16 protein-coding genes are annotated in these 19,564 nt (G+C 69.8%); 8 read left to right on the plus strand and 8 right to left on the minus strand.

Annotation, left to right across the window (positions count from 1 at the left end):
* The first annotated feature begins 197 nt into the window (after positions 1-197).
* The 5 genes from SREC43747_RS0109330 to SREC43747_RS0109350 all read left to right on the plus strand — a co-directional run bounded on the left by SREC43747_RS0109330 (position 198) and on the right by SREC43747_RS0109350 (position 7,704).
* Positions 198-2,207, plus strand: a complete 2,010-nt coding sequence (locus tag SREC43747_RS0109330; protein WP_029720944.1) for an APC family permease — start codon at positions 198-200, stop codon at positions 2,205-2,207.
* On the plus strand, positions 2,204-3,436 hold the full coding sequence (locus tag SREC43747_RS0109335; protein ID WP_029720945.1) for a class I SAM-dependent RNA methyltransferase: 1,233 nt from the start codon (positions 2,204-2,206) through the stop codon (positions 3,434-3,436). Before SREC43747_RS0109330 ends, SREC43747_RS0109335 begins: the two co-directional genes overlap by 4 nt.
* A gap of 471 nt (positions 3,437-3,907) precedes the next feature.
* A complete protein-coding gene (dxs, locus tag SREC43747_RS0109340; RefSeq protein WP_029720946.1) occupies positions 3,908-5,848 on the plus strand; it encodes a 1-deoxy-D-xylulose-5-phosphate synthase in 1,941 nt (646 codons plus the stop codon).
* 37 nt (positions 5,849-5,885) lie between these two features.
* On the plus strand, positions 5,886-6,563 hold the full coding sequence (locus SREC43747_RS0109345) for a response regulator transcription factor (RefSeq protein WP_029720947.1): 678 nt from the start codon (positions 5,886-5,888) through the stop codon (positions 6,561-6,563).
* A 1-nt stretch (position 6,564) separates the two neighbouring features.
* Entirely contained in the window at positions 6,565-7,704 is a 1,140-nt protein-coding gene (locus SREC43747_RS0109350) for a sensor histidine kinase (protein ID WP_051387904.1), read from the plus strand.
* 71 nt (positions 7,705-7,775) lie between these two features.
* Here the strand turns inward: SREC43747_RS0109350 and SREC43747_RS0109355 are convergent, their stop codons facing one another.
* From SREC43747_RS0109355 to SREC43747_RS0109380, 6 genes are all read right to left on the minus strand, one after another.
* Positions 7,776-8,042, minus strand: coding sequence for a hypothetical protein (locus SREC43747_RS0109355; protein WP_236623106.1), 267 nt, complete (start codon positions 8,040-8,042; stop codon positions 7,776-7,778).
* A gap of 481 nt (positions 8,043-8,523) precedes the next feature.
* Positions 8,524-10,623, minus strand: coding sequence for a 3-hydroxyacyl-CoA dehydrogenase NAD-binding domain-containing protein (locus SREC43747_RS0109360; RefSeq protein ID WP_029720950.1), 2,100 nt, complete (start codon positions 10,621-10,623; stop codon positions 8,524-8,526).
* On the minus strand, positions 10,620-11,855 hold the full coding sequence (locus SREC43747_RS0109365) for a thiolase family protein (protein WP_029720951.1): 1,236 nt from the start codon (positions 11,853-11,855) through the stop codon (positions 10,620-10,622). The genes SREC43747_RS0109360 and SREC43747_RS0109365 overlap by 4 nt, the downstream gene beginning before the upstream one ends.
* 209 nt (positions 11,856-12,064) lie before the next feature.
* Entirely contained in the window at positions 12,065-13,318 is a 1,254-nt protein-coding gene (locus SREC43747_RS0109370) for an HRDC domain-containing protein (RefSeq protein ID WP_029720952.1), read from the minus strand.
* An 89-nt stretch (positions 13,319-13,407) separates the two neighbouring features.
* Positions 13,408-14,124, minus strand: coding sequence for a response regulator (locus SREC43747_RS19710; RefSeq protein WP_037331677.1), 717 nt, complete (start codon positions 14,122-14,124; stop codon positions 13,408-13,410).
* Positions 14,125-14,508: 384 nt separating this feature from the next.
* The gene (locus SREC43747_RS0109380; protein ID WP_037331678.1) at positions 14,509-15,087 is read right to left on the minus strand and encodes a DUF3000 domain-containing protein; all 579 of its coding nucleotides are present in this window, start codon (positions 15,085-15,087) and stop codon (positions 14,509-14,511) included.
* Between the two features lie 185 nt (positions 15,088-15,272).
* Between SREC43747_RS0109380 and hemE the strand changes: the two genes are divergently transcribed.
* Genes hemE through hemQ form a run of 3 tightly spaced genes read left to right on the plus strand, consistent with a single transcriptional unit; the run spans position 15,273 to position 18,482 of the window.
* Positions 15,273-16,346: a uroporphyrinogen decarboxylase gene (gene hemE / locus SREC43747_RS0109385; RefSeq protein WP_029720954.1), complete on the plus strand. Its 1,074-nt coding sequence runs from the start codon at positions 15,273-15,275 to the stop codon at positions 16,344-16,346.
* Complete coding sequence (gene hemG / locus SREC43747_RS0109390) at positions 16,343-17,770, plus strand: protoporphyrinogen oxidase (protein ID WP_029720955.1); 1,428 nt, start codon at positions 16,343-16,345, stop codon at positions 17,768-17,770. Before hemE ends, hemG begins: the two co-directional genes overlap by 4 nt.
* 16 nt (positions 17,771-17,786) lie before the next feature.
* Complete coding sequence (gene hemQ / locus SREC43747_RS0109395) at positions 17,787-18,482, plus strand: hydrogen peroxide-dependent heme synthase (RefSeq protein WP_029720956.1); 696 nt, start codon at positions 17,787-17,789, stop codon at positions 18,480-18,482.
* A gap of 74 nt (positions 18,483-18,556) precedes the next feature.
* Here the strand turns inward: hemQ and msrB are convergent, their stop codons facing one another.
* Both msrB and SREC43747_RS0109405 read right to left on the minus strand, forming a co-directional pair.
* Positions 18,557-18,979, minus strand: coding sequence for a peptide-methionine (R)-S-oxide reductase MsrB (msrB, locus tag SREC43747_RS0109400; RefSeq protein WP_029720957.1), 423 nt, complete (start codon positions 18,977-18,979; stop codon positions 18,557-18,559).
* A gap of 67 nt (positions 18,980-19,046) precedes the next feature.
* Positions 19,047-19,346 (minus strand): hypothetical protein, encoded by a 300-nt coding sequence (locus tag SREC43747_RS0109405; RefSeq protein ID WP_029720958.1) that lies wholly within the window; start codon positions 19,344-19,346, stop codon positions 19,047-19,049.
* Between the last annotated feature and the right edge of the window lie 218 nt (positions 19,347-19,564).

Consider the following 19,564-nt stretch of genomic DNA (forward strand, 5'->3'; position numbering starts at 1 on the left):
GGCCAGCTGATCGCCTGTGGGAGTGACCGTACTCGGGTGCTGGCCCTGATGCGGGGGCGCACCCGGCGGCACCAGGCTGGTGCACCGTACCGGGTGAGCTGGGGCTTCGAGCAGGGGGCCGAGCGCGGTGTGACCCCGCTGGCCAATCGGTCCCCGGCCTCGGCTGTTCCGGCTCTGGTGCGCTTACGCTCTGAGCCGTGCACAAGCTCGCAACCGCGGCCAAGCGCTTGATCGTCGGGCAGCCGTTCCGCACCGATCGGCTGGAGCGGACCCTGCTGCCCAAGCGGATCGCGCTGCCGGTCTTCTCCTCCGACGCCGTGTCCAGCGTTGCTTACGCGCCGGAGGAGATCCTGCTGGTGCTGTCCGCGGCCGGGCTCACCGCTTACTCGGTGAGCCCGTGGATCGGGCTGTTGGTGGCGCTTGTGATGACCACGGTGGTCGCTTCCTACCGGCAGAACGTCCGGGCCTACCCCTCGGGCGGGGGCGACTACGAGGTGGCCAAGGTCAACCACGGTCGTCGTTGGGGACTCGTGGTGGCTTCGGCGCTGATGGTCGACTACGTGCTGACGGTAGCGGTGTCCATCTCCTCGGCCGCGGCGAACATCGGCTCGGTGATCCCGTTCGTGGCCTCGCACAAGGTCCTCTTCGCCGTGGGCGCCATCGTCGTGCTCACCGCGATCAACCTGCGCGGCGTCCACGAATCCGCAACGCTCTTCGCGATCCCCACCTACGCGTTCGTGGTCGGCATCCTCGGCATGCTCGGCTGGGGGGTCTTCCAAGAAGTGGTGCTGGGGGAGCAGTTGCGCGCGGAAAGCGCGGACTTCGAACTGGCGGCGGAGGAACCCCAGCTCGCCGGGGTGGCGTTCGCGTTCTTGGCGTTGCGGGCTTTCTCCTCGGGATGCGCTGCCCTCACCGGGGTGGAGGCGATCAGCAACGGGGTGCCGGCTTTCCGCAAGCCCAAGGCGCGCAACGCGGCCACCACGCTCGCGCTCATGGGCGTCTTCGCCGTGATCATGTTCCTCGGCTTGCTCTTCCTGGCGAGGACGGCGGGCGTGGTGATCGCCGAGCACCCGGAGAGCCAGCTCATCGGGGCCCCCGACGACTACCACCAGAAGACGCTGATCGTCCAGCTGGCGGATGCGGTGTTCCCCGACTTCCCGCTGGGGGTGTGGTACCTGACCGCGGTCACCGGGTTGATCCTGGTGCTCGCGGCGAACACCGCGTTCAACGGGTTCCCGGTGCTCGGCTCGATCTTGGCCCAGGAGCGGTTCCTGCCGCGGCAGCTGCACACCCGAGGCGACCGGTTGGCCTTCTCCAACGGCATCGTGTTCCTGGCGGTGGGGGCCACGGTGCTGGTGTGGGCTTTCGACGCCGAGGTCACCAGGCTCATCCAGCTCTACATCGTCGGGGTCTTCGTCTCCTTCGTGCTCAGCCAGGCGGGCATGATCCGGCACTGGAACCGGCAGCTGCGGCAAGAAGCGGAGCCGGAGTCCCGCCGGCGGATGCGCCGCGCGCAGCTGATCAACTTCTGCGGGCTGGTCATGACGGCCGTGGTGCTGGTCATCGTGCTGGTCACCAAGTTCACCCACGGCGCTTGGATCGCGATCGCGTCGATGGCCGCGGTCTACCTGCTCATGACCGCCATTCGCCGGCACTACGATCACGTCGTCGAAGAGTTGCAGCGGCACGAGGCGGACGCGGTGCTGCCGTCGCGCAACCACGCGCTGGTGCTGGTGTCGCAGCTGCACCTGCCGACGATGCGGGCGATCGCCTACGCCCGGGCCACCCGTCCGGACGTGCTGGAGGCGGTCACCGTCAACGTCGACGACCACGACACCCGGTCTTTGGTGGTCAAGTGGGAAGAAGAGAACATACCGGTGCCGCTGAAGGTGCTCGAGTCGCCCTACCGGGAGATCACCCGGCCGGTGTTGGATTACGTCAAGCGGATCCGCCGGGATTCGCCCCGTGACGTGGTGACCGTGTTCATCCCGGAGTACGTGGTCGGACACTGGTGGGAGCAGCTGCTGCACAACCAGAGCGCGCTGCGGCTGAAGAGCCGCCTGCTGTTCCAGCCCGGTGTGATGGTGACCAGCGTGCCGTGGCAGCTGGAATCCTCGGAGCGGTTGCTGGGGCGCAAACCATTCACGCGGCCCGGCGCCACCCGCCGGGGGCTGGGAACGAGCTCGAAGGGGAATGAGCACAGGTGACGGAGAAGCCGGACTGGACCGGACAGCGGCTGCGGCTCGAGGTCGGGTCCGTCGCGCACGGGGGGCATTGCGTTGCCCGGCACGAGGGGCGCGTGGTGTTCGTGCGGCACGCCTTGCCCGGCGAAGTGGTGGTGGCCGAGGTCACCGAGGACCCGGGCGGGGGGTTTTGCCGGGCGGACGCGGTGGAGGTCGTCACGCCCGCTCCCGGGCGGGTGCAGCCGCCTTGTCCGCTGGCCGACATCGCGCTCGGTCGCGACCGCTGCGGTGGTTGCGACTGGCAGCACGCGTCGGGGGAGACCCAGCGGGAGCTGAAGGCCTTCGTGGTGGCCGAGCAGCTGCAGCGCATCGCCAAGCTCGAGTGGCCGGTGGAGGTGCGGGAACTGCCCGGGGGACTGCTCCGGTGGCGCACCAGGGCCAGGCTCGCGGTGGACCAGCGGGGCCGGCCCGGGTTCCGCGCGCACCGCAGTCACCGGGTGATCGCCGCGGAGGACTGCCCGATCACGGTTGAGGAGGCGGTGCAGCCGGTCACCGAACGCCGGTGGCGGCCGGGGAGCGAGCTGACCGCGGTGCGCGATTCCACCGGCGAGGTCCACATCACCGCGGCGCCGAAGAAGGGGCGCCGGTCGGGTGCGCCGCGCCGGGTGCGCGGCAGCGGGGTGGCTCGGGAGAGCGCGGTCGGGCGCGAGTTCCAGGTGTCGGCCGGGGACTTCTGGCAGGTGCACCGGGCAGCTCCCGAGGTGTTCGCCGAAACCGTGGGCCGGATGGCGGCGGTGTCGCCCGGTGGGGTCGCGTGGGACCTCTACGGCGGTGTGGGCTTGTTCGCCGCGGTGCTCGCCGAACAAGCGGGGCCGGCCGGAACGGTGTTGTTGGTGGAGTCCGGTCACCGGGCGGTGGACAACGCGGTGCGGAACCTGCGGGATCTGCCGCAGGTGGTCTTCCGAGGTGGCCGGGTCGAGGACGTGCTCGTCGACAGCGAGTTGCCGGTGCCGGAAGTGGTCGTGCTGGATCCGCCGCGCAAGGGCGCTGGCCGGGCGGTGGTGGAACAGGTGGCCGCGCGGCGGCCGCGGCGGGTGGTTCACGTGGCCTGCGACCCGGCGGCGCTGGCGCGGGACATCGCGCTGTTCCGGGAACGCGGTTACCGGCTGGCGGAGTTGGAAGCCTTCGACGCCTTCCCCATGACGCACCACATCGAGTGCATAGCCCTGTTGGAACACGACGCGGAGGAATGACGGGGCTTGCGCCATTGCTCGACCGGATGAGGCCGGGGGCGTCGCCGATGACGCATGAGATCCATTCCGATGCGGAGAGTGACGTCCGGTTCTTCGCGCGCGAGGCCCGGAGCAGCCGGTGGACGACTGGAGCACACCGGTCGGTCGAGTTCTGCCGCCGTCCGGTTGCCGGTCGGATGAAGATGCGCTGTGCTCGCAATACGCCATGACTGGAGGCCGGGGTGTGCGCGGCGAGCCGCGTGCCGGGCCGAGGCCGACGGGATTGCTGGGGGAACGGATGGCCGAAATCAAGGCGATTACTCACGGTGACGAAGATCCAGAAAGTCGCCGTGATGAAGGAACCTTCCCGGGCGGCCGCAGTGCGTCTCCGTAGACTGGGACCGGCCGCATCACGAGACCGCCAGGCATGTAACCGCCGTCGGCGCTCGGCATGCGAAGCAGACCGACCAGCACGATAAGCGAGGTGGAGCGGTGACGCTGCTGGGATCCGTGCACAGTCCGGCCGATGTGAAACGCCTGGGTCCGGGCGAGCTGGTGCAGCTGGCCGCAGAAATCAGGCAATTCCTGGTCGAGAAGGTGTCACGGACTGGCGGGCACCTCGGCCCCAATCTCGGCGCGGTGGAGTTGACCCTGGCGGTCCACCGGGTCTTCGACTCGCCGAAGGACGCGGTGGTGTTCGACACCGGCCATCAGGCTTACGTCCACAAGATCATCACCGGCCGGCAGGACGGCTTCACCCGGCTGCGCAAGCGGGACGGCCTTTCGGGTTACCCGTCCCGCAAGGAGAGCGAGCACGACCTGGTGGAGAACAGCCACGCCTCCACGTCGCTCTCCTACGCGGACGGGCTGGCCCGCTCGTTCCAGCTGACCGGGTCGAAGCGGCACGTGTGCGCCATCGTCGGCGACGGCGCCCTCACCGGAGGGATGTGCTGGGAGGCGCTGAACAACATCGCCGCCGACCAGAGCCGGCCGATCGTGATCGTGGTCAACGACAACGGCCGGTCGTACGCGCCGACGATCGGTGGTCTCGCCGAGCACCTGGCGGCGCTGCGGCTCAACCCGAGCTACGAGAAGGCGTTGGAGAGCGGGCGGCGCACCTTGCGCAACCTCCCGGTGGTGGGGCGTTCGCTGTACACCGGTCTGCACGCGGCCAAGAGCGGTATCAAGGACGCGATCAGCCCGCAGGTCATGTTCTCGGACCTGGGCATCAAGTACCTCGGCCCGGTCGACGGGCACGACCTGCGCGCGCTGGAGCACGCGCTGTCGATGGCCAAGGCGTTCGGCGGGCCGGTGATCGTGCACGCCGTCACCCGGAAGGGCAACGGCTTCGCGCCGGCGGAGAACGACCAGGCCGAGCAGATGCACCAGGTCAAGGTGATCAACCCGGAGACCGGCAAAGCGGTGAAGCCGGCCCCGACCAGCTGGACCGACGTCTACTCCGACGAGCTGGTGCGGATCGGCGCGGAACGCCCGGACGTGGTGGCGATCACCGCCGCCATGCTCGGGCCGACCGGGTTGAGCAAGTTCGCGGCGGCGTACCCGGACCGGTGCATCGACGTCGGCATCGCCGAGCAGCACGCGATGACCTCGGCCGCCGGCCTGGCCATGGGCGGCATGCACCCGGTGTTCGCGGTGTACTCCACCTTCCTGAACCGGGCGTTCGACCAGCTCCTGATGGACGTGGCGCTGCACAAGCAGCCGGTCACCGTCACGCTCGACCGTTCCGGCATCACCGGTGATGACGGCGCCAGCCACAACGGCATGTGGGACCTGTCGATCCTCGGGATCATCCCCGGCATCCGAGTGGCGGCCCCGCGGGACGCGGCCACCCTGCGCGAAGAGCTCCGGGAAGCTGTCGGCGTGGACGACGGCCCCACGGTGGTCCGCTTCCCCAAGGGCGCGGTGATCGAGGAAGTCCCGGCGGTGGAACGAGTTTCCGGAGTGGACGTCCTGCGCCGGCCCGAAGGGGACGAAGGCCGGGACGTGCTGCTGGCCGCGGTCGGGGCCTTCGGGCAGCTGGCGCTCGGCGCCGCGGAGCGGTTGGCCGCCCAGGGCATCGGTGTCACCGTGGTCGACCCGCGCTGGGTCATCCCGGTCCCGGAGAAGATCGTGGAGATGGCCGCCGAGCACCGCTTGGTGGTCACCCTGGAGGACTGCGGGCGGCACGGGGGCTTCGGCTGGTCGCTGGCGGCCGCGCTGCGCGACGCCGAGCTGGACGTGCCGCTGCGGGATCTCGCGGTGCCCAACAAGTTCCTGGACCACGCGTCCCGGGACGAGGTGCTCTCCGAACTCGGGCTGACCGAGCAGGACATCGCCCGGCGCATCACCGAGTGGGTGGCGGACCGGATCGGCTCTGCCGAGACGGCTCTGGAGGTCGCCGTCGAAGCGGACGGTCCCGACGCAGCTGATTGATCCGGGACGTCTCCACTGGCTGTGGCAGGGTGAAGACGTGCGAATCCTGGTGGTCGAGGATGAGAAGCCACTGGCCGACGCGATTGTCCGGGGCTTGCGCCGGGAGGGCATGGCCGTCGACGTGGCCTACGACGGGGACGAGGGGCACGAGAAGGCCAGCATCACCCGCTACGACGTGATCGTGCTCGACCGGGACCTGCCGGGCATGTCGGGTGACGAGCTGTGCCGGCAAGTGGTCGCTTCCGGCCAGCTCACCCGCGTGATCATGCTCACTGCCAGTGGCACGGTCGAGGACCGGGTGGCCGGCCTCTCCTTGGGCGCCGACGACTACCTGCCCAAGCCGTTCGCGTTCCCGGAGTTGACCGCTCGGGTCCGCGCGCTCGGTCGCCGTTCCACGCCCGCGCAACCACCGCTGCTGGTGGCCGACCAGCTGGAGCTCGACTCGGCCCGCCGAACGGTGCGTCGTCCGTGGGGGGAGATCGAGCTGACCCGCAAGGAGTTCGGGGTGCTGGAGGTGCTGCTGGCCGCGGGTGGCGCGGTGGTCAGCTCCGAGGAGCTGCTGGAACGGGTGTGGGACGAGAACGCGGATCCGTTCACCACCACCGTTCGGGTCACGATGATGACTTTGCGCAAGAAGCTGGGGGAGCCCGGCATCATCGAGACCCTGGTGGGCTCCGGGTACCGGATCCCGTCCGCTGGCCGGGCGCAGGGCTGACGTGCCGGCCGGATTGCTCAGCCGGCGCGGTCCCGGCTTGCGGTTGCGGCTCACCTTGCTGGCCGCTGGTCTGGTCGCACTGGTCAGCGGGCTGCTGCTGTGGTTGGGGTGGGTGCTGGTCGGCAACGTGGCGGCTGCCGTTCCGCAACTGCCCAGCGGCACCCGGGTGCGGGTGCACGGGGTGGAGGTGCCCGGCGAGATGCTGGGCGAAGCTCTGCGCGAGTCGGCCCAGCGACAGGTGCTGGTGACCGGGGGCTTCGCTTTCGTCGCCGTGGTGGTGGCGGCTGGACTGCTGGCGTGGACGCTGACCGGGCGGCTGCTGCGCCCGGTCCACGAGGTCACCGCCACCGCGCGGCAGTTGTCGGTCGAGTCGATGGACGAGCGGATCCAGTTGAGCGGTCCGCGGGACGAGGTCGCCGAACTGGCCGACACCTTCAACGCCATGCTGGACCGCTTGCAAGCGGCTTTCGAGTCCCAGCGCCGCTTCGTCGCCAACGCCAGTCACGAACTGCGCACGCCGCTCGCGGTCATCCAAACCGAACTCGACGTGACCCTCTCCGATCCCGATGCCGATTCCGCGGAGCTGCGGCGAATGGCCGAGGTGGTGCGGGAAGCAGCTGCGAAGTCCGACCGGCTGGTGGAGTCGCTGCTGCTGCTGGCCAGAACCGAGGGGGCTCGGCTGGCGGTGGTCGAGCTGGTGGATCTGAAGAGCATCGTGGACAAGTCTTGGCGCGTGGTGTCGGAGGAGGCGCGCCAGCGCGGGCTCCGGGTGACGCGTCGGGAGCGGACGGCCGTGGTGTCCGGAGACCCGGACCTGCTGGAACGGATAGCTGGCAACCTGCTGGAGAACGCGGTGCGGCACAACGTGGACGGCGGGTGGATCGAAACCAGCGTCCAGTCCGATTCGGACTGGGTGGAGCTGCGGGTCGCCGCATCGGGCGCACCGGTCTCGCCCAGTGAGGTGGAGACGCTGTTCGAGCCGTTCCGCCGAGCCGGTGTGCAGCGCACCGCGCGCACCGGTTCCGGTCTCGGTCTGTCCATAGTGCGCGCGGCGGTGGAGGCCCACCACGGCCAGGTCGACGCCGAAGCCCTGCCCGACGGGGGCCTCGTGGTGACCGTGCGGCTCCCCGCCGCACCGTGATGGTCAGGGGGGAGCCGCGCTGGCTGGGTGCGCGAGCGGTACGGCAGCCGCCTTCGTCGCGAGGGACGCGGTCAGATCGGACAGCTGAGGTCGACCTGGACGAACCGCAGGACTGCGGAAGCCGACAGGACGGCGGGCAGCAGCAACCACCACCGCAGCCAGCCTCGCGATACCGGGGCCCGCCGAGCGGCGAGCGCACCGCCTGCGGAGGAGCTCACCTGGACCGCGGTGAGCACGTCGTCGTCCCACGGGCCGCGCGGGCTCATGAGGAAGGACGAGATGACCGCGTACGCGGCGACGACGTCGAGCACGACGCAGACCGACGCGCTGAACGCCACTGCCGTCAGGTGAGCTTCCGGCCGCTCATTCGGCGATGTGGAAGAACTCTCTCCGTGATAGGTCGTCACTGCAGTGCCTCCCTTGCCTCGGGGAGGTGCGTTGCGCCGGGGCTGCCCGCGCGCTCGGGCGTCGCCCCGACCGTCCCGCCCGGGTCCACCTCAGTTCTCGGCTCACCGCCTAGGGGTGCCGGGTTCCAGGAGGAGGTTGTCCGGAGGTAGCGGGTGGTGCAAGGGGCCTTTCGCGGTTCCGCACAAGACCGCCCGAAGCCAGAAAGACGGGGAATTCGAGCACCTGGCGGACAGGTGCCAGCAAGGCGGGCCAGTGAGGTGGAACCGCTCGAAGAGGGCTGTTCTCGCGCCATCGTCCCGGAAGGACGGAAGCGGGTGCCCTGCACCGCGAGGCCCGGCGGGGAACTCGCGCATGAAGAACGGGGCCGGAGCTGTTCGCTCCGACCCCGCTGCGCCCCTAGCGGAGGAGTGATCAGGCGGGCACGGAGGCCACACCCGGCTCCAGGAAGCGCTTGCCGTTGACCTGCTCGGAAACACCGGAGCGGTCCAGGTACGGGGTGATGCCACCCAGCCAGAACGGCCAGCCGGCGCCGAGCAGCATGCACAGGTCGATGTCCTGCGGCTCGGCGACCACGCCCTCGTCGAGCATGATCCGGATCTCTTCGGCCAGCGCCTTCAGCGCCCGCTCGCGGACCTGCTCCCGGGTGGACGGCTTGTCACCCTGCTTCCACAGGTCGACGACCTCGGGGTCGACGACCTGGTTGCCGGACTCGTCGGTGATCCAGACCGCGGTCTTGCCGGCCTCGACGAACCGCTTCATGTTCTCGCTGAGACCGAAGCGGTCCGGGTAGGCGGCGTGCATGGTCTCGTTGACGTGCTGGGCGATCGCCGGGCCGACGAGCTGCAGCAGCGTCAGCGGGCTCATCGGCAGCCCCAGCGGCTCGAGGGCGTTGTCGGCGTCCTCGAACGGGGTGCCTTCGTCCACCGCGGCGATGACTTCGCCCATGAAGCGGGTCAGCAGCCGGTTGACCACGAACGCCGGCGCGTCCTTGACCAGCACGCAGGACTTCTTGAGCTGCTTGCCGACCTTGAACGCGGTGGCCAGCGCGGCGTCGTCGGTCTTCTCCCCGCGCACGATCTCCAGCAGCGGCAGCACCGCGACCGGGTTGAAGAAGTGGAAGCCGACCACCCGCTCCGGGTGCTGCAGCTTCGAGGCCATTTCGGTGACCGACAGCGAGGAGGTGTTGGTCGCCAGGATCGCCTCCGGGGAGACGTGCTCCTCCAGCTCGGCGAACACCTGCTGCTTGACCGACATCTCCTCGAAGACGGCCTCGATGACGAAGTCGGCGTCGGCGTAGGCGGCCTTGTCCAGCGAGCCGGTCACCAGCGCCTTGAGGCGGTTGGTCTCGTCCGGCGAGATGCGGCCCTTGCCGGCGAGCTTGTCGATCTCGCCGTGGATGTAGCTGATGCCCTTGTCGACGCGCTCCTGGGAGACGTCGGTGATCACCACCGGCACCTTCAGGCGGCGCACGAACAGCAGGGCCAGCTGGCCGGCCATCAGACCGGCGCCCACCACACCGACCTTCTTGACGTCCCGGGCCAGCGACTTGTCCGGGGCGCCGGCCGGGCGCTTGGCCCGCTTCTGGGTGAGGTCGAAGGAGTACAGGCCGGCTCGCAGCTCGTCGGAGACCAGGGCGTCGGCCAGCGCCTCGGTTTCGGCGGCGTAGCCGGCGTCGAGGTCGTTGTTGCGAGCCAGCTCCAGCAGCTCGACGGCCTTGTTGACCGCCGGCGAAGCACCGTGGGTGCGGGCCTGCACGATCTGCTTGGCGCGGGCGATCGCGTCGTCCCAGGCCTTGCCCCGGTCGATCTCCGGGCGCTGCACGGTGTGCTCACCGTTGACCACCCGGACCGCCCAGCGGATCGACTCCTCCAGGAAGTCGGCGCTGTCCAGCAGCTCGTCGAAGATCCCGAGCTCGTGGGCCTTCACCGGGTTGAGCATCCGGTTCTGGCTCAGCGCGTTCTCGATGATGACGGTGACGGCCGCGTCGGCGCCGATGAGGTTCGGCAGCAGCTGGGTGCCGCCCCAGCCGGGGAACAGGCCCAGGAAGCACTCCGGGAAGGCGATCATCCCGGCGGACTTCGAAACCGTGCGGTAGTGGCAGGACAGGGCCAGCTCGAGGCCACCGCCGAGCGCGGCTCCGTTGACGAACGCGAAGGTCGGGATCTTGGAGTCGGTCAGCCGGCGGAAGACGTCGTGACCGGTCTTGGCGATCTGGTGCGCCTCGTCCCGGCTCTTGATGCGGCTCACGCCGGACAGGTCGGCGCCCGCGGCGAAGACGAACGGCTTGCCGGTGACCGCGATGGCGGCCGGCTCGGCGGCGAACGCCTCGTCGAGGGCGGAGTTCAGGCTGACCAGGCCCGCCGGCCCGAAGGTGGACGGCCGGGTGTGGTCGTGCCCGTTGTCGATGGTGATCAACGCCAGTTTGCCGGACAGACCGGGCACATCGATGAGGCGAGTGAACGCCTTGGTCACCACTTCGTCCGGGAACAGCGCCGCGAAGTCGGTCGTCACTGCGCGCCTCCTGCGTTGTAGTTCGGGTTTTCCCAGATGACCGTGCCGCCCATGCCGAACCCGATGCACATGGTGGTGATGCCGTAACGCACCTCGGGGTGCTCGGCGAAGTGCCGGGAGAGCTGGGTCATCAGGCGGACACCGGAGGACGCCAGCGGGTGACCGCAGGCGATGGCGCCGCCCCACGGGTTCACCCGCGGGTCGTCGTCGGCGATGCCGAAGTGCTCCAGGAACGCCAGCACCTGGACGGCGAAGGCCTCGTTGATCTCGAAGAGGCCGATGTCGTCGATGGTCAGCCCGGCGCGCTCCAGAGCCTTCTCGGTCGCCGGGACGGGGCCAACGCCCATGACTTCCGGCTCGACGCCGGCGAAGGCGTAGGTCACCATCCGCATGCCGACCGGCAGGCCGAGCTCGGCGGCGGTGTCGGAGTCGGCCAGCAGGCAGCCGGTGGCACCGTCGTTGAGGCCCGCGGCGTTGCCCGGCGTGACCCGGCCGTGGGGCCGGAACGGGGTCTTCAGGTCGGCCAGCGCCTCGACCGTGGTGCCCGGCCGCGGCGGCTCGTCAGCGGTGGCCAGGCCCCAGCCCTCTTCGGAGCGGGTGGCGACCGGAACCAGGTCGGGGGCGATCTTGCCGGCCCGGAACGCCTCGTCGTAGCGCTGCTGGCTCAGCGCCGCGTAGGCGTCCGTGCGCTCCTTGGTGATGCTGGGGTAGCGGTCGTGCAGGTTCTCCGCGGTCGAGCCCATCACCAGCGCGGACGGGTCGACGAGCTTGTCGGAGATGAACCGCGGGTTCGGGTCCACCCCTTCACCCATCGGGTGGTTGCCCATGTGCTCGACACCGCCGGCGATCGCCACGTCGTAGGCGCCGAAGGCAATGCCGCTGGAGACGGTGGTGACGGCCGTCATCGCGCCCGCGCACATCCGGTCGATGGCGAAACCGGGCACGGACTTGGGCAGGCCGGCCAGCAGTGCGGCACTGCGGCCGATGGTCAGGCCTTGGTCGCCGATCTGGGTGGTGGCGGCGATGGCCACCTCGTCGATGCGCTCTGGCGGGAGTTCGGGGTGTCGCCGCAGCAGTTCCCGGATGACTTTGACGACCAGGTCGTCGGCTCGGGTCTGGGCGTACATCTTGCCGGCCTTGCCGAACGGCGTGCGAACGCCGTCGACGAAGACCACGTCCCGAACCGCTGGGCGACTGCGGCTGTCGGCGGCTGCCGACGCAGGTGCGGCCACGGCGTGCTCCTCACTGGCTTGTTGGATTCTGCCCTTGCTTGGACTGTGTTCTGGTGGCCGTCGACGATGTGCGGACGATCGTCGCTACCGGCCGGTAACCGCACTCTAGCGCTTATTACCCGCCGGTAACCACATGGGCCGAGATGTGTCCTGAATCACCGACGCGGTGGAGTGGTGGGGACGCCTCCGCGGCGGCGGACCACCCCCGATCATCGCTGGTCAGCGGACGTGCGCTGCAAGGCGGAGCTCAACGGTGCCGCGGTGAGCCGGATCTGCCACTCGCGGGCGCCCTTCTCCCGCAGCACCTCGGCCACCGACTCGGCGCTCCGGTCCTCCGGAGGGGACCAGCAGAGGCGCTTGAGCAAGTCGGGCAGCAGGATGTTCTCCGCCGGCACGCGGTGCTGCTCGGAAAGCTCGTTGAGAGCGGCGCGGGCCGCGCTCAACCGGGCCGCGGCATCCGGATCCCGGTCCGCCCAGCGGTTCGGAGGTGGAGGGCCGTCCCCCGGGGACGGCGGGGCCGGCAGCTCCTCCGGCTTCAACCGCCGGGCAGCGCGCAACGCCTTCATCCAGATCCCTGCTCGACGGCGCTGCTGTCGTCCGCGGAAGACCGGCAACGCCACCAGTTCGGCTTCGGTCTTGGGGTTCTCCTGAGCGGCCTGCACGATCGCCGAATCCGGCAGGACTCGCCCCGGTGCGAGGTCCCGCTCCCGGGCGATGGCGTCCCGGGCCTCCCACAAGGCGCGCACCAGGGCGAGCTGGCGGGGGTGGCGCACCCGGTGGATGCCGGAGGTGCGCCGCCACGGCTCGGCCTTGGGCGGCGGCGGTTCGGCGGTGCGGACGGCCTCGAACTCCTCCAGCGCCCACTCGAGCTTGCCCTGCTGCTGCAGCTCCTGCTCCATGGCCGCGCGCAGCGGGATGAGCAGTTCGACGTCCAGTGCGGCGTAGACGAGCCAGTCCCGCGGCAGCGGGCGGCGCGACCAGTCGGCAGCGCTGTGCCCCTTCTCCAACTGGTAGCCGAGCATGCGCTCCACCAGAGCGCCGAGGGAGACCCGCTCGAAGCCGGCCAGTCGCCCGGCCAGCTCGGTGTCGAACAGGCGGGAAGGCCTCAGGTTGAGCTCGGCCAAGCACGGCAGGTCCTGCGAGGCGGCGTGCAGCACCCACTCGGTGTCGGCCAGGGCTTGCTCCAGCGGCTGGACCTGGCCGTCCAGCGCGACCGGGTCCACCAGCACCGTGCCGGCACCCGCTCGGCGCAATTGCACCAGATAGGCGCGCTGGGAATAGCGGTATCCCGAAGCCCGCTCGGTGTCCACCGCGACGGGGCCGGTGCCCGCGGCCAGCGCGGCAGCAGCGGCCTCCAAGGCTTCCGGGGTGTCGACGACCGGTGGTAGGCCGTCAGCGGGTTCGGTCAACAGCACTGGGTCCGGGCGGTCAGCCCCTACGGACCCGGGACTTACGGCATCCACGACTCCTAGACCTTACGTGTCTCGAGCCGAGTCGTGTCACCGCTTGTCCAGAGTTCGTCAGGTTGGCCGCCCGGCACCCTTCGCTGTGCTTACCGGATCACTCCGGCTCGCATGGCCAGTGCGACCATTTGCGCCCGGTCACCCGTGCCCAGCTTGCGCCCGATCCGCGACAGGTGGCTCTTCACCGTGAGCGCGGACAGGTTGAGGGCTTCGCCGATCTCCTTGTTGGATCGGCCGTCCGCCACCAGCTGGAGCACTTCCACTTCGCGTCCGGACAGTTCCCGCGGTGTGTTGTCCGTTCCCGGAACGCGGGTACCCGCGGCGAGAACGGGCGCCACACTCGGGTCGGCGTACACGCCGCCGTCCAGGACGCGGCGGACTCCGTCGGTGACCACCATCGGTGAGGCCGATTTCAGCAGGTACGCCTGGGCACCTGCTTGGAAAGCGGCTCGCACCGCGTAGGGGTCATCGGACGAGGCGAGGACCACAATTCGCGGCCAGCCCTGGCTCCGCAGTTCGGTTACCAGCTCGATCCCGGTTCCGTCCGGAAGTCCGAGATCGAGGATTGCGAGGTCGCACGGGCCGGTGGCCAGAGCTCGAGCTCTGGCTTCAGCCATGGATGCGGCCTCGTGCACCGTGCCGGCGCCCATTTGCAGCAAGCGGGCGGCGATCGCCTCCCGCAGCAGCGGATGGTCGTCGACCACGAGCACCGTGAACAGCTCTTCCCGCGGGTGCGGGACCATGTTCGCCGGCAGTGAGCCGGCAGGCGTGGTTCGAGCGGCCTGACCTAAGCCGACGGCAGCCACGTCACTACCTCCCTGGAGTCGGTCGTGCCCCCCGACCGGCACCGGGACTCTCGACCAATCAGCCGCGCCACTGATCGACCGAAAGTGGTGTCGTCGGAGGCAGCGTAACCGCCCGAGCGGGTCAGCGGGACGATCAATCGGGTATCGATTCCGATCGAGTTGTTACCTGTACATGATCACACCGCGCCTTCAGGTGATCTTGGGACGCCGTGCGCAACGAGAAAACCGTGGTTAAACGACGCAACCAAAACCGGTGCGTTCGAACACGCTGAGTTGCAGCGGCCCGCGGGCGCCTCTTCGCGAATGCAAAATCTTGTGCCGCATTACCCCCGAACGGGTGAGTTCAGGATGGATCAGTGGCACCCCGGACACCCGCTGGGCGGGTTAGCCGTGCCGCGGAGCGGCCCCCTCGCGGGGGTTCAGCACGGAAACCCCCTCCGGCGGCAGTCCGGTCGCACTGGCGAGCAGCTCGCAGAACGCGGCCGCGTGCGGCTCCAGGTGCTCGTCCGAGGGGGTCCAGGAGCTGCGCAGCTCCAGGTGGTGCGTCCGTGGTGGACCGGAGATCTCCCCGAACCGGGCGGAGGAGGTCAACGTGACGGTGCCCCCCAGGGCGGTGCAGGTGGTTCCGCAGCTCTCCAGGGCGTCGGTGAGCCAGGACCAGCCCACCGCCGGCAGCAGGGGATCGGCGGCCACCTCGGCGTCCAGGCTGGCGCGCAGGTAGACCACCAGCCGCAGCACGCCGTTCCACGCCTCGTAGCTGTCCGGGTCGTACAGCAGCACCAGACGAGCGGTGGCCAGTTCGCCAGCGGGACCGGTCGCCTCGGCCGCCAACGCGTACGCCCACGGCGCGATCCGCTTCGGCGCCTGCACCTCGTGCAGCTCGATTTCCGGACGTGGCCGGGAGGACGTCAGGCTGGCCACGGCCTGCTGGAAAAACGCTGGTGCCGCCGACATCTCCGTCACGGTGGCGACTGTAGGTGGCAGACCGCCTCCGTTGTCGGAGCCACGCCGAGCACCGCGGACCCGCAGGCGCTCTCGACTTTTGCCCGCATGCGAAGATTGCCCTGGAAGAGCATTGACAAGCCCAAGTTCGGCCGCTCGGTCAGAAGCCGGACGGCCGCCGGAACGATTCACGGACGCACGACTCGATGACCAACTCCGCCTCGGTCTCGGCTCGCCGGGACCTCCTCGACGCTCCTCTGCTGGTCGCTGCCCGCGGCGGTGCTCCGCGCCACACCCCGGTCTGGTTCATGCGCCAGGCGGGTCGTTCGCTGCCGGAATACCGGAGAGCGCGGGAAGGCGTTCCGATGCTGGAGGCGTGCCTGACGCCCGACCTGGTCTGCGAGATCACCGCCCAGCCGGTGCGGCGGCACAACGTCGACGCCGCGATCCTGTTCAGCGACATCGTCCTCCCGCTGTACGCCTCCGGCGTCGAGCTGGAGATCGTGGCCGGCACCGGCCCCGTCGTCGCCGAGCCGCTCCGCACCGCTGCGGACGTGGCAGCGCTGCCGGTCCTCGTTCCGGAACAAGTTCCGCAGGTCTCGGAAGCGATCGGCCTGCTGCTGCGGGAACTCGGCCAGACACCGCTGATCGGCTTCGCCGGAGCCCCCTTCCCCCTGGCCTCCTACCTGGTGGAAGGCGGTCCGAGCCGCAACCACGAGCACACCAAGGCGCTCATGTACTCGGAGCCGAACACCTGGCACGCCCTGCTGGAGAAGCTCACCGACACCACGCTCAACTTCTTGCGGGCGCAGGTGACCGCCGGGGTGGACGCGGTCCAGCTGTTCGACTCCTGGGTGGGGGCGCTGTCGCTGCGGGACTACCAGGAGTTCGTCCTCCCGCACTCGAAGCGGATCTTCCAGGAGATCGCCGAGCTGGCCGACATCCCGAAGATCCACTTCGGGGTCGGCACCGGGGAACTGCTCGGGGCGATGCGGTCGGCCGGGGCCGATGTGGTCGGAGTGGACTGGCGCGTGCCGCTGGACGTCGCGGCGCAGCGCATGCGAGAAGCCGACCCGAGCGGCGGGTACCCGGTGGTGCAGGGCAACCTCGACCCGGCGGCGCTCTTCGCGGGCTGGCCGGTGGTCGAACGGGAAGTGAAGCGGATCCTCGCGGAGGGCAAGCAAGCCGGAGGTCACATCTTCAACCTCGGGCACGGTGTGCTGCCGGCCACCGACCCGGATGTGCTCACCCGAATCGTCGAACTCGTCCACAACTCATGACAGCACCCAAGATCGCCGTGGTTGGCGGTGGGATCTCGGGACTGGCCGCTGCGCACCGGTTGCGTCGAGAGCTCGGCCGGTCCGCGCAGATCGTGCTCGTCGAGCAGAGCGACCGGCTCGGCGGCAAGCTGCGCACCGTCGAACTGGCCGGGCGCCCCTACGACGTCGGCGCCGAAGCCTTCCTGGCCCGCCGCCAAGACATGCAGGAGTTCATCGCAGAGCTCGGCCTCGCCGGAGAAGTGGTGCACCCCAGCTCCGCGGGAGCCAGCATCCGCGCTGGAGGCGCCAGCCACCCCGTGCCGAAACGCACCCTGATGGGGGTGCCCGAGTCAGCGCAATCGGTGGGGGACGTCTTGTCCCCCGAGGGTGCGGCGGCCGTCGCCGCGGAGGAGCAGCTCCCGCCGCTCCACCTGAGCGGTGAGGACATTTCCGTGGGAGAACTGCTCCGGTCCCGGGTCGGGGACGAGGTCGTGGACCGGCTCGTCGAGCCCTTGCTCGGCGGGGTCTACGCCGGGGACGCCGACCACCTGGGGATGCGCGCGACGATGCCCGCGTTGGCAGCGGCGTTCGACCGGGGAGCGACCTCGGTGACCGGAGCTGCAGCGGCTGCGCTGCCGCCGGCGGCCGATCCGGGCAAGCCCGCACCGCCCGTCTTCGGGGCTTTCCGCGGCGGCTACCAGCAGCTGATCGACCGGCTGCGGGAGCTGGCGCAAGCGGAGATCCGGCTCGGCCAGACGGTTTCCGGACTGGCCCGCAACGGTTCCGGGTGGCGCCTTTCCATCGGTCCAGCTCCGGCTCCTGAGCTGCTCGATGTGGACGCGGTCGTGCTGGCCGTGCCGGCCCCGGCGGCTCGACGACTGCTGGCGGACGTGGTTCCCGTCGCGGCGGAGAAGCTCGCCGCGGTGCAGTTGGCCTCCATGGCGGTCATCGGTTTCGCGCTGCCCGCGGACACCCGGCTGCCGGAGTCCACCGGAGTGCTGATCGCTCGAGGCGAGCGGCGTTCGGACGGAAACCCGTTCACCGCGAAGGCGTTCACTTTCTCCAGCATCAAGTGGCCGCACCTGCGCGGGAACAACGGGGAAATCCTGGTCCGCGGCTCGGTGGGCAGGTTCGGGGAAGCAGCGCAGTTGCAAGTGGACGATTCCGAGCTGGTGCGCCGAGTGCGCCAGGACTTGGCCGAAGTGACCGGCGCTCGGATCGAGCCGGTCGACAGCGTGGTGATCCGCTGGGGCGGCGGGCTGCCGCAGTACGGTGTCGGTCACCTCGACCTGGTCGCCGAGGTGGAGAGCGCGGTGGCCGAAGTCCCCGGCCTGGCCTTGGCGGGAGCTGCGCTGCACGGCGTCGGCGTGCCGGCTTGCGTCACGACCGGTGTGGATGCGGCGACCACAATCACAGCAGGCCGCTGGCCTGCTGAGAAGCGTTAAGTGGGACCATGAGGTCATGGCGGCGCAAAGTGCTGAAGAGCTGAACAACACCATTCGATACACCATGTGGTCGGTCTTCTCGGTCGAACAGGGCGCACTGCCCGAAGACCGGGCGAAGGTCGCCGAGCAGACCGAGGAGTACCTGGGGGCGCTGGCCGACTCCGGTGTCGTGGTGCGCGGCACCTACGACGTCTCCGGCATGCGGGCCGACGCCGACTTCATGATCTGGTGGCACGCCGAGGCCTTCGAGTCGTTGCAGCGTGCCTACAACGGTTTCCGCCGGGAGACCCCGCTGGGTCAGGTTTCCGATCCGGTGTGGAGCAGCGTCGGCGTGCACCGCCCGGCGGAGTTCAACAAGGCGCACATCCCCGCCTTCCTGGCAGGTGAAGAGCCGCGGAAGTACCTGTGCGTCTACCCGTTCGTCCGCTCCTACGAGTGGTACCTGCTGCCCGACGACGAGCGTCGCGAGATGCTGCGGGACCACGGCGAGAAGGCGCGCAACTACCCGGACGTCCGGGCCAACACGGTGGCCGCTTTCGCGCTCGGCGACTACGAGTGGCTGCTGGGGTTCGAGGCCGACGAGCTGACGCGCCTCGTCGACCTGATGCGGCACCTGCGGGCCACCGAAGCCCGGCTGCACGTCCGGGAAGAGGTCCCGTTCTTCACCGGGCCGCGGGTCGAGGTCGGCGATCTCGTCCAGCGACTGCCCTGAAGCCGCCACGTGTTGCGCATGGACGTCCGCGAACCGCTCGCGGACGCCCATGCGGCGCGCGTCTCACCGGGTGATCACTCGGTGGGGACCAGCCGCAGCGCGATCGAGTTGATGCAGTACCGCTGATCGGTGGGGGTGGGGAACCCCTCGCCTTCGAACACGTGCCCGAGGTGCGAGTGGCAGGACGCGCACAGCACCTCGGTGCGCACCATGCCGTGGGAGCGGTCTTCGCGCAGGATCACCGCGTCGGAGCAGGCCGGGTCGTAGAACGACGGCCAGCCGCAGTGCGACTCGAACTTCGTTTCGCTGCGGAACAGTTCGGCTCCGCAGGCCCGGCATTCGTAAACGCCCACCTTCTTGGTGTCGACGTATTCCCCGGACCACGGTGGTTCGGTGGCCGCTTGGCGCAGGACGGCGTACTCGGCCGGGCTGAGCTGTTCCCGCCACTCCTGCTCGGACTTGGTGATTTTGGGGGTAGTACCGGCTACTGGATCCATAACTCCACGCTAATAGGCAGTGCGCGGTGGGGGGACGTCGCAGGCGGGCGGTTCCCGCGCACCGGGATCAGCCGAAGAACACGCCGAGCATGAAGAGCACGGCGTTCCACACCGTGTAGATCACCCCGAACAGGATCAGGGCGACCACGAAGACCGCCACCGTCCTCCGGTGCCCGGTGGTCCGGTTGATGCTCTGCGCGAAGTCGTCCACGCCGCGCAGCGTCCCTTCCACCGTGGCGTCGGCGTTCGGGTGCTGCATCCGGTCCAGGTGTTCGGCGAACGCCTGGACCTCCGGGTCGCTGGGGTCCAGGCCCTCCAACACGGGGTCGAACCGCCCGTCGTCCGGGCCATCGCTCCTGCGCTCCATCTGCTCACCGTAGCGCTTGTTCCCGGGAAGTCAGGGCGCGGAGAAGCGCGGTGCCGGCGGTCGTGCCCGCTCGTCGTGACCGCCCATCACCCGCTCCGGTGCCCGAGGCCTTCGAGCGGGCGGGTGCGGGAGGAGCTGCCGGTGTTCGGGCGCCTCCGGCGCGCACATCTCGGCCTTCGCGAAACAGCAGGTCAGAGCGCACAGCACCGAACTTTGTG

This window comes from Saccharopolyspora rectivirgula DSM 43747 (genome assembly GCF_000497205.1).
GTDB lineage: Bacteria > Actinomycetota > Actinomycetes > Mycobacteriales > Pseudonocardiaceae > Saccharopolyspora > Saccharopolyspora rectivirgula.

Excerpts from the sequence above, each read along its gene's own strand:
- hemE (WP_029720954.1), top strand. The coding sequence starts at position 15,273 with ATGACCAACTCCGCCTCGGTCTCGGCTCGCCGGGACCTCCTCGACGCT.
- hemG (WP_029720955.1), top strand. The coding sequence starts at position 16,343 with ATGACAGCACCCAAGATCGCCGTGGTTGGCGGTGGGATCTCGGGACTG.
- hemQ (WP_029720956.1), top strand. The coding sequence starts at position 17,787 with ATGGCGGCGCAAAGTGCTGAAGAGCTGAACAACACCATTCGATACACC.
- msrB (WP_029720957.1), bottom strand. The coding sequence starts at position 18,979 with ATGGATCCAGTAGCCGGTACTACCCCCAAAATCACCAAGTCCGAGCAG.
- SREC43747_RS0109405 (WP_029720958.1), bottom strand. The coding sequence starts at position 19,346 with ATGGAGCGCAGGAGCGATGGCCCGGACGACGGGCGGTTCGACCCCGTG.